This window comes from Williamsia limnetica (genome assembly GCF_003217475.1).
In the GTDB taxonomy this organism is placed as follows: Bacteria; Actinomycetota; Actinomycetes; order Mycobacteriales; family Mycobacteriaceae; genus Williamsia; species Williamsia limnetica.
On sequence record NZ_QJSP01000006.1, the window covers coordinates 233,599 to 248,411 of the forward strand.

General features: G+C 67.0%; 14 protein-coding genes. 10 read left to right on the top strand and 4 right to left on the bottom strand.

All coding sequences use genetic code 11. The features are described 5' to 3' along the window. Positions 1 to 49 precede the first annotated feature (49 nt). Positions 50 to 1,735 carry an adenylate/guanylate cyclase domain-containing protein gene (locus DFR67_RS12090; RefSeq protein WP_110469878.1) on the top strand — a complete coding sequence of 562 codons (1,686 nt, stop codon included), beginning with the start codon at positions 50 to 52 and terminating at the stop codon, positions 1,733 to 1,735. 51 nt (positions 1,736 to 1,786) lie between these two features. After that, positions 1,787 to 2,671, top strand: coding sequence for an oxidoreductase (locus DFR67_RS12095; RefSeq protein ID WP_110469770.1), 885 nt, complete (start codon positions 1,787 to 1,789; stop codon positions 2,669 to 2,671). A 29-nt stretch (positions 2,672 to 2,700) separates the two neighbouring features. Here DFR67_RS12095 and DFR67_RS12100 read toward each other — a convergent pair whose 3' ends face one another. Further along, on the bottom strand, positions 2,701 to 3,366 hold the full coding sequence (locus tag DFR67_RS12100; RefSeq protein WP_110469771.1) for an alpha-ketoglutarate-dependent dioxygenase AlkB: 666 nt from the start codon (positions 3,364 to 3,366) through the stop codon (positions 2,701 to 2,703). A 247-nt stretch (positions 3,367 to 3,613) separates the two neighbouring features. On the opposite strand from DFR67_RS12100, the gene DFR67_RS12105 reads away from it, so the two are divergent. Both DFR67_RS12105 and DFR67_RS12110 read left to right on the top strand, forming a co-directional pair. Beyond that, on the top strand, positions 3,614 to 4,975 hold the full coding sequence (locus tag DFR67_RS12105; protein ID WP_110469772.1) for a hemolysin family protein: 1,362 nt from the start codon (positions 3,614 to 3,616) through the stop codon (positions 4,973 to 4,975). Then, positions 4,968 to 5,981 (top strand): hemolysin family protein, encoded by a 1,014-nt coding sequence (locus DFR67_RS12110; RefSeq protein ID WP_110469879.1) that lies wholly within the window; start codon positions 4,968 to 4,970, stop codon positions 5,979 to 5,981. Before DFR67_RS12105 ends, DFR67_RS12110 begins: the two co-directional genes overlap by 8 nt. A 17-nt stretch (positions 5,982 to 5,998) precedes the next feature. On the opposite strand, the gene DFR67_RS12115 is transcribed toward DFR67_RS12110, so the two are convergent. After that, positions 5,999 to 7,156: a pyridoxal phosphate-dependent aminotransferase gene (locus DFR67_RS12115; protein WP_110469880.1), complete on the bottom strand. Its 1,158-nt coding sequence runs from the start codon at positions 7,154 to 7,156 to the stop codon at positions 5,999 to 6,001. 161 nt (positions 7,157 to 7,317) lie between these two features. Between DFR67_RS12115 and DFR67_RS12120 the strand changes: the two genes are divergently transcribed. Next, positions 7,318 to 8,139: an LppU/SCO3897 family protein gene (locus tag DFR67_RS12120; protein ID WP_110469773.1), complete on the top strand. Its 822-nt coding sequence runs from the start codon at positions 7,318 to 7,320 to the stop codon at positions 8,137 to 8,139. A gap of 14 nt (positions 8,140 to 8,153) precedes the next feature. On the opposite strand, the gene DFR67_RS12125 is transcribed toward DFR67_RS12120, so the two are convergent. Beyond that, entirely contained in the window at positions 8,154 to 9,806 is a 1,653-nt protein-coding gene (locus DFR67_RS12125) for a DNA repair helicase XPB (RefSeq protein ID WP_110469774.1), read from the bottom strand. A 112-nt stretch (positions 9,807 to 9,918) separates the two neighbouring features. Then, positions 9,919 to 12,222, bottom strand: coding sequence for a helicase-associated domain-containing protein (locus DFR67_RS12130; RefSeq protein ID WP_211325020.1), 2,304 nt, complete (start codon positions 12,220 to 12,222; stop codon positions 9,919 to 9,921). Between the two features lie 33 nt (positions 12,223 to 12,255). Here DFR67_RS12130 and DFR67_RS12135 point away from each other — a divergent pair, with 33 nt between their 5' ends. The 5 genes from DFR67_RS12135 to DFR67_RS12155 are packed head-to-tail and all read left to right on the top strand — an operon-like array spanning position 12,256 to position 14,697. After that, positions 12,256 to 12,444 carry a hypothetical protein gene (locus DFR67_RS12135; protein ID WP_110469776.1) on the top strand — a complete coding sequence of 63 codons (189 nt, stop codon included), beginning with the start codon at positions 12,256 to 12,258 and terminating at the stop codon, positions 12,442 to 12,444. Between the two features lie 4 nt (positions 12,445 to 12,448). Continuing rightward, a complete protein-coding gene (gene moaC, locus DFR67_RS12140) occupies positions 12,449 to 12,949 on the top strand; it encodes a cyclic pyranopterin monophosphate synthase MoaC (protein ID WP_281268337.1) in 501 nt (166 codons plus the stop codon). A 15-nt stretch (positions 12,950 to 12,964) separates the two neighbouring features. Then, a complete protein-coding gene (locus DFR67_RS12145) occupies positions 12,965 to 13,441 on the top strand; it encodes a MogA/MoaB family molybdenum cofactor biosynthesis protein (protein ID WP_110469778.1) in 477 nt (158 codons plus the stop codon). Then, positions 13,441 to 13,878: a molybdenum cofactor biosynthesis protein MoaE gene (locus tag DFR67_RS12150; protein ID WP_110469779.1), complete on the top strand. Its 438-nt coding sequence runs from the start codon at positions 13,441 to 13,443 to the stop codon at positions 13,876 to 13,878. Before DFR67_RS12145 ends, DFR67_RS12150 begins: the two co-directional genes overlap by 1 nt. Before the next feature lie 57 nt (positions 13,879 to 13,935). After that, positions 13,936 to 14,697 (top strand): esterase/lipase family protein, encoded by a 762-nt coding sequence (locus DFR67_RS12155; RefSeq protein ID WP_110469780.1) that lies wholly within the window; start codon positions 13,936 to 13,938, stop codon positions 14,695 to 14,697. Positions 14,698 to 14,813 lie beyond the last annotated feature (116 nt).

Below are 14,813 nucleotides of genomic sequence, written 5' to 3' on the forward strand. Positions count from 1 at the left end.
ATCGGGCCACCTCCGGTGCACCATCAGTGACGAGAGAAGGCGGACCTCGATGGCACGACCGAGCACTCGACGACCCGGGCTGTCCGGTGCGCTGAGTGCGGTCATGCACCTCGACGACTACTTGATCGGTGTGCCCGACCCCAGCCAAGATGGTCCGGACAGCCGCAGGCACGTCGCCAACCGGTTCATCATCTTGGCGGTGCTCGGCCTCGCAATCAGCAACATCATCGCGGCCATCGAGACCGTGGTGATGATCCAGCTCGTGATGACCGGCGGAGAGCTGAGCGTTTCGGGGATGATCGCCGACTCCAATCTGCCCGTTCTCATCGTCGCTGTGGTGGCGGCTCTCGCCGTCGGCGGCGCGCTGAGCGTCTATTTGCTCTACCCGCAGCTGACGTGGTTCGTGAAAGCAGTACCCGCCACCCCGGCCCAGCGTCGGTCGATCCAGCTGATGCCGCTGCAACAGGCGGGATCAGCACTGCTCACCTGGGCGGTCGGCGCCATCGTCTACATCCCGATCGGGCTGGGCGGCAGCGCGGTGGAGTTCGTCGTCTTCGGATCGGCGTTCCTGATGGCGGGGACGTCGGCCGGCTGTTTGAGCTACCTGTTCGTCGAGCGGATGTCGCGTCCACTGGTGGCCATCGCATTGCGTGACGGCGTGCTCGGCCGCGCGATACTCGGTGTGCGCGAACGACTGCTGGCGGTGTGGATCGTCTTCTGCGCCATTCCGCTGTTCGGCATCATCGCGATCAACGTCGGCCGGCTGGCCGGCTGGCTACCGGACAACCGCATGCTGATCGATACGCCGACGGTGGTGCTCGCCATCTTCTGTCTGCTCGGCGGTATCCGGGCCACGGTCCTGGTCTCGCGGTCTATCACCGACCCGCTCCGTGAGATCAGAACGGGAATGGAGCAGCTGCAGGCGGGACAGGTTCACCCCGTATTGGATGTCTACGACTCCTCCGAGCTGGGGATCCTGCAGCAGGGTTTCAACGACATGGTGGCCGGGCTCGCCGAACGCGAGCAGATCAGGGAACTCTTCGAACGCCATGTGGGGGACGGGGTCGCGCGGCTGGCGTTGGAACAGGGGGCGGGTTTCCACGGCGAGAACGCTTTCGTCGGCGTGCTGTTCGTCGACATCCAGGGGTCGACCAAGCTCGCCGAGCGGGAGAAGCCCGAAACCGTCGCCACCCTCCTGAACAGTTTCTTCGCCATCGTCGCCGAGGTCGTCGACCGTCACGACGGCTTCATCAACAAGTTCGAAGGTGATGCCGCGCTGGCCATCTTCGGCGCCCCCAGCGCGGTCGACGATCCTGCCGGTGCGGCGCTCGCCGCCGCCCGCGATCTCTACGCGGAGCTGGAAACCCTCAGGCCACTTCGCTTTTCGATCGGCGTCTCCGCGGGGACGGTGTTCGCGGGCAACATCGGCGCGGTCACCCGGTACGAGTACACCGTGGTGGGCGACGCCGTCAACGAATCGGCCAGGCTCTCCGAGGCCGCGAAATCCGTGCGCTCCCACGTACTGGCCAGCGGAGCTGCGATGGACGCCTCGGAAGACGAATCGTCGCAATGGAATTCGATCGGATCGCTGGTGCTGCGTGGTCGGGCGGTGCCGACCAAGCTCTACACCATCGCCACCGACGCCGCCGACCCGTCCTGGTGGAGCCTCAAATCGCTCGTCGGTACCGCGATCAAGATACCCGGCATGATGCTCGGAGTACGCGAGCAACGGTGACCACCTTCCAACACAAGGAGACATGCACATGAAGACAGGTACGTTGAAGCGATGACGTGGACCACAGCCGACATCCCGGATCAGACCGGACGCACCATCCTCATCACCGGGGCCAACAGTGGCCTGGGTAAAGAAGCCGCACTTGCGCTCGGCGCTGCGGGCGCCCAGGTCATCCTGGCGTGCCGCACCGTCTCCAAGGCGGAGCCGGTCGCCGCGCAGATCGGGCCGAACGCGTCCATCACCGAACTCGATCTCGCCGATCTGGGTTCGGTGCGGGCATGCGCCGAGCGCACCGGACCGATCGACGTATTGATCAACAACGCGGGCGTGATGGCGGTTCCCGAGGCGCGCACCGCTGAGGGCTTCGAAATGCAATTCGGCACAAACCATCTCGGTCACTTCGCGTTGACCGGACTGTTGCTGCCCAAGATCTCCGATCGGGTGGTGACCCTGTCGTCGACGATGCACCAGATCGGCAAGATCGATCTCGAGGACCCCAACTACCGTGAGCGCCGGTATAGCCGTTGGCCCGCATACGGGCAGTCGAAGCTGGCAAATCTGCTGTTCGGTTACGAACTCGCGGCCAGGCTCAGGGCGTCCGGGTCATCAATCAAATCGATTGTGGCGCATCCGGGTTACGCGGCGACCGAGCTGCAGTCACATACCGAGTCGATCTGGGACCGGTTCATGGGCATCGGAGGTTTGGTGGCTCAGTCCGCCGCTGATGGTGCGTTGCCGGAACTGTACGCCGCCACGTCACCGCAGGCCCGCTCCGGCGCGTACTACGGGCCAACGAAAATGGGCGGCATGCGTGGTGCACCGGGGCCGGCGAAATCGAACAAGCGCTCCCGCGACGAACTCGTCGCCGCCGGCCTGTGGGATCTGTCCGAGTCGCTGACCGGGGTGAACTACGCCTTCGAAGGTGACGCCGCCTGACCGGTGTCGCCTATTGGCTGGTGACGCTTTCAGCGCACCCCGTGCGGGCGGAACTGCACACTGATCCGTGGCCCGACGCCGGTGGTCTTCGGGACGGCGTGCTGCCAGGTGCGCTGACAGCTACCACCCATCACCAGCAGGTCGCCGTGGCCGACGGTGAACTTGAGCGATCGGCCACCGCCCGTGGGCCGCAACAGCAGTGGACGCGGAGATCCGAGGGAGAGGATCGCAACCATCGTGTCCTCGGTCTTGCCCCGGCCGATGGTGTCACCGTGCCAGGCGACGCTGTCATTGCCGTTGCGATACAGGCAGAGACCGGCTGAACTGAACCCCTCGGGCAACTCGTCGCGATAGAAGTCGGTGAGGGCGCCGCGGCAGGTCTCCAGCAGCGGGTGCGGGAACGCGCCGCGATCCTCGTAGTGACTGACCAGCCGCGGTACCGGCAGGACCCGGTCGTACATGACGCGCCGCTCCTCGCGCCACGCGGCGCCCGACTCCAAACGGTCGAACAGTTCATCGGCGCCGGTGACCCAGCCCGGCCGCAGGTCGACCCAGGCGCCGTCGGTGAGCGTCCGCCTCGAGACGGAGCCGACCAGCGGGAGTAACCCGGAGCCGTCGCCGCAGGCCGTCGCGTTCCGCGTCTGATCGTCTGCTGTGTCCTCCTCGAACAGCGAGGCCTGGCGACCGGGGTGCATGGTGACCAGGATAGCGGTTGTCGAACATACATGCGAACAGTTCGCCGATGAAGACTGTCGGCGGCTTCACCGGTGTGACGGTCCGGCACTGACCCCGGTGGTGACGCAATTGCAAAAAATCCTTTACCCTTGGCGAGTACATTTTCCGATCAGTCGTCTCCACAACAGAAAGAGCCATGGTCAGCGCACCGTGCAGTAGCACACCGCCCGCATCCCTCACCAGCACCGAAGCGGGGTCGAGCCCGCGTTGACGGTCCTGACCATCGCGTTCGGAATTCTTGTAGTACTTCTCATCACGGCACTCACGGGCTACTTCGTGGCCCAGGAGTTCGCGTACATGTCCGTCGATCGATCTCGGCTCAAAGCCAGGGCAGAGGCGGGGGATTCCGGGGCAGCGCGAGCTCTGACGGTCACTCGCCGCACCTCGTTCATGCTCTCGGGAGCCCAGCTCGGCATCACCGTGACCGGCTTGCTGGTCGGCTATGTCGCCGAGCCGCTCATCGGTCGAGGCCTCGGGGAGCTGCTCGGTGGGGTCGGGGTCCCGACCGCGGTGGGGATCGCGGTCGGCGCCATCCTGGCCGTACTGTTCTCGACCTTCGTGCAGATGCTCTTCGGCGAGTTGTTCCCGAAGAACCTGGCCATCGCCCGCCCGGAACCGGTTGCCCGGTGGCTCGCCTTGTCGACCACCATCTACCTGCGGTTGTTCGGTTGGCTGATCTGGTTGTTCGACCAATCGTCGAACCTGCTGCTGAAAGCGTTGCGCATCGAACCGGTGCACGACGTCGAGCATTCGGCAACCGCCCGCGACCTCGAGCACATCGTGGCGCAGTCTCGCGACGCCGGAGAACTGCCTGCTGAGCTGTCGACCCTGCTGGACCGGATTCTCGACTTCCCGACGAGGACCGCCGAGCACGCCATGATCCCGCGCTCCCGTGTCGACACCGTTCATGGCGACACCCTGGCCTCAGAGGTGCTGGCGAAGATGGGTGCAGGTCACACGCGGTACCCCGTGATCGGTGAAGGCGCCGACGAGTTGTGCGGTGTCATCCATCTACACGACCTGTTGGGCGACTCGGTCGACGGTACGGCGCTGGGCCGGATGCGGCCCGCGGTCGTGGTACCAACGACATTGCCGCTGCCGCAGGTGCTGGCGCAGCTGTCGGCGGCGTCCGAGGAGATGGCGCTCGTGGTGGACGAGTACGGCGGTTTCGCCGGGGTGATCACCACCGAGGACATGGCCGAAGAACTCGTCGGCGAGATCGTCGACGAACACGATCCCGAGGGTGTGCCCGAGGTGCAGGGTTCGCCCGAGTCGGGGTGGCTGATGCCCGGCGACATGCACATCGACGAAGTGCAGCGAGTTCTCGGATTCGACCTGCCCGAAGGCGATTACGAGACGCTGGCCGGTGCGGTGGTGGCCCGGTTCGAGGGTCTGCCCGCAATCGGTGAGGTCGTTCGGATCCCGCTGCCGACCGACCCGTCGGATCTGCTCGACGAGGACGGCGCCCCGCAGCGCACCCTGGTCGCGCAGGTGCGGGAGATCGACAAGCACGTACCCGCAGCGTTGTTCGTGACGCTGGCCATCGATGAAGGATCTGACGTTGAGTAATCCGTGGATCGTTCTCGCCGTCACCGTCGGACTCATCGGTGCCAGTGCGTTTTTCGTCGCGGTCGAGTTCGCGCTGATCGCCGCGCGACGGCATCGCCTCGAAGATGCCGCACCCGACAGCCGTTCGGCCCGTGCGGCGCTGCGTAGTTCCAGCGAGCTCTCGGTGTTGCTCGCGGGCTCGCAACTCGGCATCACCGTCTGCACCCTTGCGCTCGGTGCGGTGACCAAACCGGCTGTGCACCACTGGCTCACGCCGCTGTTCGACGACTGGGGTGCGCCGCTCTGGCTGGCCGACGTCCTGGGGTTCGTGCTCGCCCTGATCATCGTCACGTTCTTGCACCTCGTGGTCGGTGAGATGGCGCCCAAATCCTGGGCGATCGCTCACCCGGAAAGGTCGGCGACGATGCTCGCGATCCCGATGCGCGGGTTCATGTGGCTGACCCGCCCACTGCTCGACCTGCTGAACCGGATGGCCAACGCGCTGTTGCGGACGGTCGGCGTGACGCCGGTGGATCAGGTTGACACGGGCCAGGATTCGGCGGCCCTGAAACATCTCGTCGAACACTCGGCGACGGTCGGGACACTCGACGAGCGGTATCACGGTCAGCTGGCGGTCGCTCTGGAGCTCGAGCATCTGACCGTCGGAGAACTCGTCCCCGCCGCCGGTGCCCCGAGCACGGTCGATGCCGGAGCGAGCGCCTCAGACGTGCGCGCCGCCGGCCGCCGCAGTGGACACCTGCGGCTACTGGTCAGCGGAGCAGGCGGCATCGTAGGTGTGGTGCACGTCCGTGACAGTGTCGACGCCCCTGCACAGGCGACGGCGTCGGACCTGATGCGTCCGGTGCTGACGTTGACCGCGGCGACTCCCGTGTACGAGGCCCTCGGCACGATGCGGGAGAGCCGCAATCACCTCGCTGTCGTGGTCGACGACACAGGATTTCGTGGGGTGCTGACGCTCAACGATGTACTGACCAAGCTGATGCCCACCACCGCAGTTTCCGCATAGACCCCACCCCGGTCGCGTCAGGCGAGCGCTCGCAACCTGTCTGCGGCTTGCGCGATCACATCGTCCTGCTTGGCGAAGGCGAAACGAACCAGATGGTTCCAGGGTTGCCGGTGATCGACGAAGGCGCTCACCGGCACCGCGGCCACCCCGATGCGGCCGGGAAGATCGCGGCACAGCGCGGCGCCGTCGTGGTAGCCGAGCGGCCGGGGGTCAGCGCAGACGAAGTAGGTGCCCTCGCTGCGATGGACCCCGAATCCCACATCGGCCAGTGCCGCGGAGATCAGGTCGCGTTTGCGTTGCAGTGCCGCAGCCGATCCCGCAACCCAGTCCATCTCCGAGTTCAGGGCCACCGCGACCGCCGGCTGAAACGGGCCGCTGCCCACGTAGCTCATGAACTGCTTCGCAGCCCGCGCCGCGGCGACGAGTTCGGCAGGCCCGCTGATCCAGCCCACTTTCCAGCCGGTGACGTTGAAGGTCTTCCCGGCCGACGAAACCCGCAACGTGCGTTCTCTCATGCCGGGCAGGGCCGCCAGCGGCGTGTGCGTGCGACCGTCGAACAGCAGATGCTCGTAGACCTCATCGGTCAACGCGACCACGTCGTTGTCGATACACACCGCGGCGATGGCTGCGAGGTCGTCGGCGGAAAGGACGGTTCCCGTCGGATTGTGCGGACTGTTGATCACCACCAGCGCGGTATCCGGGGTGACGGCGGCTGCCAGCGCGTCGCGGTCGAGGGCGAAGCCGTCGCCGTCTGCGACCAGCGGCACGGTCACCCGGGTGGCCCCTGCCATCGCGGTCGCGGCGGCGTAGGCGTCGTAATAGGGCTCGATCATGACGACCTCGGAACCCGGTTCCACAAGGCCGACGATGGCGCCCGCGATCGCCTCCGTCGCGCCGACGGTGATCAGCACCTCGGTCTCCGGGTCATACTGCAGCCCATAGTGATCGAGTTGATGTGCGGCCACGGCAGCCCGCAGCGCGGGGATCCCGGGGCCGGGTGGGTACTGATTCTGCCCGGTGCCGATCGCGTTCTGCGCGGCGGCGAGCATGGCGGCGGGGCCGTCCGTGTCGGGGAAACCCTGGCCGAGATTGATCGCGTCATGCGTGGCCGCCAGCTGCGACATCTCGGCGAAGATGGTCGATGAAAACGGTTGGAGCCGTGCGACGGTCCGCATGGCACGCTCAGCACTCATCCAGCCAGCTTACCCATTTGCGAAAGCGTTCCACTGGTCAAGCTCAGCAGAATATGTGGGGCGACGCGGCGGAATCGACCGGCGTGAGAGCGGTGCGGACAGTACGCTCACACCGCAGGCATCCACGTCACCGGAGGTATCTCGTGTCCGATCAAGGCCCTTATCCCGGTGCGCCCGGGCCGTCCAATCAGCCCGGCGGCGGAAACCCGTACAACTCGCCCGGTGGCGGAAATCCCTACAATCAGCCGCCCGGACCGCAGCGTCAACCCGGTTACCCTCCGCCCGGGGGCCAACCGAACTACCCACCGAACCCGCAGCAGGGCGGGCAGCCCTACCCGGCCGGGCAGTACGGCCAGCCCTACGGTGGGCAGCCCCCGTACGGCGGCGGTCCACAGTACGCCGGCGGGATTCCCCAGTACGGCTCGAATTACGACGCCCCACCGCCCAAGAAGAAGACGATCTGGATCATCATCGGGTCGTTGGTGGCGCTGGTCGTCGCGGCCGTGGTGGCCCTCGTGGTGGTCGGGGTGGTGCTCACCGACGACATCAGCGATGTGAAGGCAGGTGACTGCGTGAGCGTCACCGGATCGAACTCCGATGCGGACTTCGACAAGGTCGATTGTGGCGATACGGCTTCGCTCACCTTCTATGTCGCCGAGAAACTCGATTCCACCGACGCCTCCTGCGGGGGAGAGCAGTACTCGGAGCTGACCCAAACCGGCGACGACGCCACCAAACTGTGTCTCGTCCCGAACTTCGAGCAGGGCAAGTGCTATGAGATCCCGATCTCGTCGCTCACCGGTATGAAAGAGGTCGCCTGCGGCGGAGGTGACATCAGTCAACTCAACCGGACGGTGAAGGTCACCGCTCGGGTGGACTCGGAGACCGTCCCGAACTGCGATGACCCTGTCACCTTCGACAAGCCCAAACCGCTGGGATACTGCCTCGGCGATCCGTCCGAGTAGCACCCGCCCGGGCGTCAGCCCACAGTCGGCCCGAGCAGGTCGTCGGCGTCGGTGATCCGGTACGCGTAGCCCTGCTCGGCGAGAAAACGTTGCCGGTGGGCGGCGTAGTCGGCGTCGACGGTGTCGCGCGAGACCACCGAGTAGAAGTGGGCTTGTCCACCATCGGCTTTCGGGCGGAGCAGGCGGCCCAGCCGCTGCGCCTCTTCCTGTCGTGAACCGAACGTGCCCGACACCTGGACGGCGACCGACGCCTCGGGGAGATCGATGGAGAAGTTGGCGACCTTCGAGACCACCAGCGTCTGGATCTCCCCGGTGCGGAACTGCGCGAAGAGCACCTCGCGCTCCTTGTTCTTCGTGGACCCCTTGATGACCGGCGCATCGAGGGCTTCACCCAACTCGTCGAGCTGGTCGAGGTAGGCCCCGATGATCAGGGTCTGAGAATCCTTGTGGTTCTTCAGGATCGACTTCACCACGTTGATCTTTGTGTGTGCGGTGGAGCAGAGCTTGTATTTTTCCTCCGGCTCGGCGACGGCGTACTCGAGGCGTTCGTTGTCGGTGAGGGTCACCCGCACCTCGATGCACTCGGCCGGCGCGATCCAGCCCTGTGCCTCGATGTCTTTCCATGGTGCGTCGTAACGCTTCGGACCGATCAGACTGAACACGTCACCTTCACGGCCGTCCTCACGGACCAGCGTCGCGGTGAGACCCAGGCGGCGGCGGGACTGCAGATCAGCCGTCATCCGGAACACCGGTGCAGGCAGCAGGTGGACCTCGTCGTAGATGATCAGACCCCAGTCGCGGGAGTCGAAGAGGTCGAGATTTCGGTACTCGCCCTTCGACTTACGGGTCATCACCTGGTAGGTCGCGATGGTGACCGGCCGGATCTCCTTGCGCTCGCCGGAGTACTCCCCGATCTCCTCTTCGGTGAGCGAGGTCCGCGCGATGAGCTCCCGCTTCCACTGCCGCCCGGCGACGGTGTTGGTGACCAGGATCAAGGTGGTGGCCTGCGCGGTGGCCATCGCGGCGGCACCGACCATCGTCTTGCCCGCACCGCACGGCAGGACCACGACGCCCGAACCGCCGGCCCAGAACGACTCGGCGGCGAGTTGCTGGTAGTCGCGCAACTCCCAGCCGTTCTCGTCGAGGGCGATCGCGTGGGCTTCACCGTCGACGTAACCGGCGAGGTCTTCGGCGGGCCAGCCGACCTTCAACAGGATCTGTTTGAGACGGCCGCGCTCGGAGGCGTGCACGATGACGGTGTCGTCGTCGACCCTCGCCCCGAGCATCGGCGCGACCTTCTTGTTGCGCATGATCTCGACCAGGACGGCGCGGTCATTGCTGACCAGCGTCAGGCCGTGGACGGGGCTCTTCACCAACTGGAGCCGGCCGAACCGACCCATGGTGTCGACGACGTCCATCAGCAGGGGCTGCGGCACCGCGTAACGCGAGAAGCTGACGAGGGCATCGACCACCTGCTCGGCGTCGTGTCCGGCCGCCCGCGCGTTCCACAGGGCAAGCGGGGTCACCCGGTAGGTGTGCACGTGCTCAGGCGCGCGTTCGAGCTCGGCGAAGGGTGCGATCGCCGCCCGCGCCCGCGCCGCCTGCGGGTGGTCGACCTCGAGTAGCAGGGTCTTGTCGGATTGCACGATCAGTGGTCCATCGGTCACAAGGGTCCATTGTCCTGAAAGTGTCCGACATCCGCCACGACAGCCGATTCTGGTGGCTTTTGGTGACAGCGACCTGGTGTTTTACTCGCCAGAAGCCACCAAGATCGGGATCTCAGTCGACGATCTCGACCGTGGTGATCCGGTGGAGCGAGAAACGGTGCTCCTCTTCGCTGTCCGGTTCGATCGCGACGAGGAGCCCTGCCCCGATCATCCGGGGCGCGACGATGTGCTTGCTCGCGAAGCCCTGCGCGTTGACGTAGCCGAGCCGGACCGTGCGGGAGGTGTTGAGTGCGGTCTGCAGCAGTGCCGCTGCGGGCGTTCCGCCCCCGGTGACGGCGGATCCTCCGGCACCGATCCGGGTGGCCACGGCGGCATTGGCCGCATCCTGGGACCGCATGTGCGTCACGACGGTCGCGAGGCGTTCGCGGGTCGGGGGTACCAGCGCCGACGTCCGCGGCGTCCGTCGTTCCCTGGGTGTCGGCAACCGGGCACCCCGAGTACGCAGATCCACCAGTTCACCGGTGGTGTCCTCACCCGCGGGGGCGAATCCCGCTGCCCGGAGAGCTTCGAGGACCTCGATCAGCGGATCGGTACTCACCGCGACGGTCGGCGCCAGTGCGCGCAGGGAGAGCTGCTCGGCGACGGGGGAGCGCAGGACCGAGGCCAGGATGGCCGCGTCTTCGCATCGGATGAACGAGGTGGCGACGCCGACGCGCAGCTGGCCGTGCTTGCGCGCCACATCGTCGATCAGATAGGTGATGGACTGTGGGACCGGCGTTTTCGAATGTGCGGTGAAGAAGGTGACCAACTCGGTTCCGGTGCGTCCGGCATCGAGTGCGCGCCGGACCGACGACTCGGACACGCGATAGACGGACGCGGCGCCACCGGATTCGAGGTCGGCGACCAGGGCGAGGTCGGCGGCGAGTTCGGGGGTCAGCGGCCCGGGTGCGGTGACCGTCTGATCGGCTTGGGCGAGAAAGAAATCGATGGACGGCGGAATCGACCGCGCCATCGCCGCCACGGTGTGTTTCTCCACCTCGTCGGCCGCGCCTGCGGTTGTCAACTGGCGTCCCGCCGACGTCAGCGCGCCGTGGGCGACCAGGCCCAGAGCCTGTGCCTCGGCAAGGGTTTCGGTGATCGTCGTGCGGGGCATGCGGCGCACCCACCGCGGGTGGCGCCAAGCGATGAACCGGGCCACCGACACCGGGGTGACGTCTGCGCCGGCCTTCGCCGCACCGAGGGCCTCCAGGACCAGCAGCCGTTCGGCGCGGGCCGCACCTTCGGCCATCTCTCCGACCAAGGCACCGATCGGTGTGCCGTCGGGGGTGCGGTCACCGATCTGCCACGGCCGTCGCTGCAGGTTCAGCCATGCCGATGCGACCGAGAACCAGCGCCGTTCGGCGGCCTGGTGGATCCAGCTGTCCGTCGACGAGGTGGGTGCCCACGACGGTTCGACACCGTCGGAGGTGTCGGGAACCGGGAATCCGGAGTCGATGAGCCGCAGCTCGGCCAGTGTTTCGAGCACCAGGCCGATACGTTTCTCGTCGACGCCGACGACTTTCGCCAGTCGACGGATCTCCCGCACGCCCATCCCGCCCGCCCGCAGCACCGCGGCGGGTTGCACTCCGAGGCTGTCGAGGGTGTCGCCGGCATGCCGGAGGAATTCCAGTGCTTCACCGGCTGCCGCGGCGTCGATCTCGCTCAAGGCGATCTTGCGGCCCCCGGCGCCGGTCAATTCTGGCGGCCGTAGTTCGGCCGGTTCGGAGGGGTCTTCGCCGCGGATCAGCTGGCCGACCACCACAGGTAACTCCACCGTCTGCTCATCCACGACCACCAGCAGGTCCTGGTGCACCAGTCGCGGCACCGGACGATCCGTTTCGGGGCCGAGCGCGGCGTCGCGGGTACGTCCGAGCCCCGGTCCCGACGCCAGGGTGCCGAGCAACTCGCGTTCGCGCTCGGGCAGGGCGGCTATCTTCTCCCGGATCTCCTCCAGGGTCAGCGAGTTGATCGCGGCCGTCGCCAGCCGGGAACGCCAGGGCCACGCGGCGGCCAGGTGCGGCCCGGCGACCAGGGCCTCGGGGGGTCCCCAGAGCAGGGCGAGGTCGATCAGGGAGTCGATCCGGGCGCCGATGTCCGCCGGTTCGGCGCGGCCGGACAGCGCGTCCACGATGGCCGCGGTGGATACCGGGGACGGCCCGAGTGCGCTCACCGTCTCGAGTACCGCGACGGCGAGCAGGTCCAGCTCTTCACCGCTGCGGTTGACCGATGCAGCCGAGAGGGCGCGCTGGGCGAGCACCGCGACCCCGGGCGGTGGTGGACTCGCCAGGTCAGGACGCGACTGCATGAGGTCGAGCAGCTGGTCGTCGTCGCGGCCCGCGAGGTCGTCGGCCAGACTGGTTGGCGCCTCGGTCTTCATCCAGCCGATGATATGCCGCTGGTCCATGGCAGAATGACGCCCGTGGCTGAAAAGAAGAAGTACGTCGACAATGGCTGGCCGGTAGTTCCCGAGGGCGAGCACGCCGTCAGTGAGTTCGCGGCCAACGTGTCCGGCTCGCTGTCGCCGTTCGGTGATGTGGAGTTCCCGCTCCCTGTCGAGGATCTCCCGTACATCCACCCGAAGACCTCCGTCAATCGCTGATCCGGTGACGTCCTCGCCCGAGGAGGGACGCCTCAGTCATCTCGACGATGCGGGGGCGGCGCGCATGGTGGACGTGGGCGGAAAACCCACCACCACGCGAAAGGCTGTGGCCACCGGTACCTTTCGGACCACAGCCGAAGTGATCACGTTGCTGTCCTCCAGCGGGTTGCCCAAGGGTGACGCACTCGCCACAGCCCGGATCGCCGGGATCATGGCGGCCAAGAAGACCCCCGAGCTCATCCCGCTCTGCCATCAGGTCGCGCTCAGTTCCGTCAGTGTCGAATTCGACCTCGGCGAGCAGTCGATCGGCGTCCGGGCCACGGCTGTGACCACCGATCGCACCGGTGTGGAGATGGAAGCGCTGACCGCGGTCGCCGTGACCGGTCTCACTCTCCACGACATGGTCAAAGCCGTCGATCCGCGCGCCTGCATGACCGACATCGGGCTGTACGAGAAGACCGGCGGTAAGAAGGGGCACTGGAAACGTGACGGCGACACCCCATAAGGCCGGAGCCGGGCGATGACCGACCCGAGCGCAGTGGTGGTGGTGGCCTCGACCCGGGCAGCCGGTGGCGTCTACCCCGACCGCTGCGGCCCGATCATCGCCACCTGGCTGCGCGAACGCGGCTACGCGGTGGCCGACCCGATCGTCGTCCCCGACGGAGATCCGGTGGGTGACGCCTTACGCGAGGCCATCTCGCAGCAGGCCACCGTCGTGATCACCACGGGTGGCACCGGATTGAGTCCCACCGATCGCACCCCCGAGCAGACGGCCGCGGTACTGGACCGGCAGATTCCCGGCCTGGCCGACGCCATCCGCCGCAGTGGGTTGCCGACAGTGCCGACCGCAGTGCTCTCGCGCGGCATCGCGGGGACGGTCGGTCGCACACTGGTGGTGAACCTTCCCGGCTCGACCGGCGGTGTGAAAGACGGACTGGGCGTACTCGACCCGGTGTTGGCGCACGCCGTAGACCAGATCAACGGAGGCGATCACTGATGTCTGCCGTCGTCGCTTGCGCTGCTGTCACCGAGGAACCGCTGTCCACGGCCGTTCATGAGCAACTTGCGGCCGACGCCGCCGGCGGCACAGCGGGGGCGATCGTCAGTTTTGTCGGTGCCGTACGCAATCACGATGGCGGCCGAGACGTGACCGCGCTGAACTACAGCGCCCACCCCACGGCCGCAGAGGTCGTCGCCAAGGTGGTCGCGGACGTGGCGGCAGGCGCTGACGGAGTGCGGGCGGTCGCGGTGTCGCATCGGGTGGGTGACCTCTCGATCGGTGACGCCGCGCTCGTGGTCGCCGTCGCAGCCGACCACCGCGCTGCCGCGTTCGCCACCTGCGCGCTCCTCGTCGATGAGGTGAAAGCGCAACTGCCCGTGTGGAAGCACCAGATCTTCGCCGATGGTTCCGACGAGTGGGTCGGCTCGGCCTGAGGTTGCTCGCCGCCCCTGGTGATTGAAGATCGAACGGTTGCCCGGTACGGTCCGAGCATGAAAACCAAGGCTGCCCTAACCCGCGCGCTGTCAGCCGCCGTTCTGCTGGCCACCGCCGGCTCGTTGTCCGTACCTGTCGCGTCGGCCGGTGGCGTCCCGGCAGGGGAGCGCATCGTCGTGCTGGTGCCCGGCCAGCAGGCCACGCCCGGGACCACGAGCCGGGACCAATACCGAGACATGGAGTCCGAGCTCACCGGACAGGGGTACACCGTGCATACGGTGGACGTGAAGGGCCTCGACCTGCCCGCCGACACCCGCGTCATCGAGGCTGCGGTCGCGAAGGCCACCGCCGGCGTCGACGTGGAATCGTTGGCGCTCGTCGGCCACAGTTACGGAGGGCTCTCCGGCCGCAGCTATCTGAAGACCCGCGGCGGGGCCGACATCGTCGACACCTACATCGCCATCGGGACGCCGCAGTACGGGTCTCCCGGCGGCTGCGTGCAACTGCCCGGATTCGGCTGGGACGGTTGCCCGGTGACGCCGTTCATCGCCGACCTCGTCGCCGGCGACGACACCCCGGGCGAGGTGGCCTACTACTCGATCCGCAGTGACGAGGAGCTGGCCGACGGCCGGCTCGACGGAGGCCAATACCGGCTCACCCCGATTCCAGACCTCGTCCACGAGGTCGAGCCCGCCGATCCCCGGGTTGTCGCCGCGGTGTCGCATATCCTCGCCGGGGACAGCTCGGCCGAATTCGTCGACGAGGCAGACGGCGACATCACCCTCGAGGAGACGCTCTTTCCGGCACCCACCGGCTAGCTCCGATAATGGGTCGTTGTGGCTCGGCCGACCTGGTCTTTTGTCCGCCATAGGGACCCATCATCGGGGGGTGGAGGAGACATGGAAAAGGGCCCCGCACGGACAGATGTCGCGTG